We start from the raw sequence: 2,613 nt of genomic DNA, 5'->3' as shown, positions 1-2,613 counted from the left end.
ACCGCGGAAGTATTTACGGGAAAAAAAAGCTGCCCCTGCTTTGCCATTATACTAAACCGGGCAGTGTTCCTTATGTCCCTACACTAAAAATGAAGGGAAGAAAAACCACCTGGGCAAAAGCATAATGTGTAATTGCTACTACTTAATCTGACAACCGGTTAAATTTAGAGCAGGTTTTTTTAAGGCATATGCGATAAAAATTATTGGTTAAAAGCGGTTGGGTTTTGATCAACCGCTTTATTATTTTCATCGGTCAGAATATTCCTGGCAGGTTGCTCCTCAGCAGAGCCTGCTTCCGCTTCTTCTGACATGCTAAAGTTAGCGTCTTTTTCCAAGAGTTCATCGATACGTTTTTCTTTGGCTAAATGCACACTGTCAATAAAAGTTTGCATGGGCGTTTTGCCATAGCAGTATTTACCTGAGTGTGTCCGCTCTTCATTGTAGTGTCTTAGCCATTGGTCAAGATCCTGCTGCATTTGATCTACGGAGGTGTATATTTTTTTTCTGAAGGCTACTGCATAAAATTCTTCCTGAATGGTACGGTGAAAGCGTTCACAGATACCATTGGTTTGAGGGCTTCGGGCCTTCGTTTTTGAGTGTTCTATTCCTTCGATTTGCAGATACAATTCATATTCATGATACTCTGGTTTACCACAATACTCAGTTCCCCGATCAGTTAAAATTCGCAGCAATGGTAGTTGTTGAGACTCAAAGAACGGCAGCACTTTATCATTGATCATATCGGCGGCAGTAATGGCATTTTTGCGGTCATAAAGCTTTGCCATCGCTACCTTGGAATACGTATCAATAAAGGTTTGCTGATAGATGCGGCCAACACCTTTGATATTACCGACGTAGTAAGTATCCTGAGCTCCCAAATAGCCCGGATGTTCCGTTTCAATCTCACCGGTAGCTTCTTTTTTTTCTTTCTTACGCTCAAGGGCAATCATTTGCGCTTCGGTCAGGATTACACCTTCCTGTGCTACTTTGGTTTCCAGTGCCTTGAGGCGTTTGGAAAAAATTTCCAGATCATGGCGTAACCATACGCAACGGACACCTGCCGGAGAAATAAAAACGCCTTGCTTGCGTAGCTCGTTAGATACACGCAACTGGCCCAAAGCAGGATTTTCAAAAGCCATCGCTACAACAGCCTTCTCAATCTCCGGCTCAATTCTGTTTTGCGGAATTGGTTTCTTACGACTAATTTCCTTTAATGCAATAGGGCCACCTGTATCATAGAGTTCTTTGATCCGGTAAAAGCTATCCCGGCTGTAACCGTAAACACGGCAAGCCTCTGATACGTTACCTAATTTTTCTGCTAATTTCAGTAATCCTAACTTGCTTTGGATTAACTTTGTTTCTACATTCATTTCTGACAGTTTTTAAAGTGGTTAAATTGTTTGTTATTTCATTCACAATTTAACCCAACTGTCAGATTAAGTTTTAACTATTTCACATAATGCCTGTCCATAATCATTAACTAGCGCTCCGCTTGCTTTGTACTCCATCACAACATCCCAACAAATCCATAGATAATCTAATTACCCGATCTCGTACAACAGAGGCGTTCATGTCTTGCCCTTCGGGCAACACGAACGCCTAGTTATTGTAGGCAGTACTGTCAATACGTTCTACAATTGAAAGTCAATCTTCCTGTAATAGCTTTATAACGTTTCAAATTAATTGCAACTGTATCTCTATACCAATCTATTTTTAATACAGTGTCAATATTTCCACCTCCCAATCTGATATTATTAACTAAAAACGAATCATCACTGTATCCATTGATTGAAATTTCTAATAAAGTTGGATGTAACAAATCAGATTGAAAATAAAATGATGTATCCCTTAAATGGCTCAATTGAAATGTCGTGAACTTATTTTGACTACATCCATAAATTAATATAACTATTACAAAACCTATCGAAGTGAGCTTTTTCATATACATTAATTTGTTGGAACTAATTGTGTAACTCCTGGTATTATCTGACTATTTACATCTAATGGGTCAAGTCTTCGTAATTCACCATTTTGAACTTTTTGCATTAGGCTGATCACTAGTGCTTCTTTAAAAAAATGTCCCGCTTGGCCTTGATTTTGTAAATAAACAAATTGATCTCTCCCAATTTGATTGTTAAACAAGTCCATTTGATTTTCCAAAAGTGGATTATTGGGTATGAGTTCATGTGCATCCCCTAGCTGCTTAGCTAAAGCAACACCCAAAATCTTTGCATTCAACCCGCTGAACAATGCGTGTCTAAATGCGTCCCCGTTTCCATTGTGTACAGAGTTTGGATACAACTCCTGAGCTTTATCTAATGCATATTTGGCATTATATAAATATTGCAACTGATTTATTCTTGACATGTTATCAAAAATTTGCAATTCCTGAGTTGACATTTGATTACGATAATCATTTTCAAATTGAAGGATTTCAAATGTTTCAGGATAATTGGAAGGATCAAAATCAGGATCATACCCTCCAACACCACCCGTCCACCACCAACTCCAATCGGGCTCGTAAGGTCCGGCGCCGCCACCTCCACTTATGCCTCCACCCGGATTCCATGGAAAATATGGATAGCCTGTTCCATAATCCCACCAATTACCATT

General features: G+C 39.2%; 2 protein-coding genes and 1 pseudogene. All 3 read right to left on the bottom strand.

Features of this window, described 5'->3' with window-relative positions; all coding sequences use genetic code 11:
• Positions 1–335: 335 nt before the first annotated feature.
• A pseudogene (locus A0F92_RS06435) lies at positions 336–1,370 on the bottom strand (IS481 family transposase); the annotation flags it as partial.
• 251 nt (positions 1,371–1,621) lie between these two features.
• Entirely contained in the window at positions 1,622–1,942 is a 321-nt protein-coding gene (locus tag A0F92_RS06430) for a hypothetical protein (RefSeq protein WP_167516856.1), read from the bottom strand.
• A 5-nt stretch (positions 1,943–1,947) separates the two neighbouring features.
• A partial coding sequence (locus A0F92_RS06425) for a DUF6973 domain-containing protein (protein WP_068243111.1) occupies positions 1,948–2,613 on the bottom strand: 666 nt, incomplete at its 5' end.

Origin of the sequence: Hydrotalea flava (assembly GCF_001623405.1) — a bacterium.
Classification (GTDB): domain Bacteria; phylum Bacteroidota; class Bacteroidia; order Chitinophagales; family Chitinophagaceae; genus Hydrotalea; species Hydrotalea flava.
The sequence above is the reverse complement of the archived record's forward strand: the minus strand, read 5'-3'. Positions and strand labels throughout refer to the sequence as shown.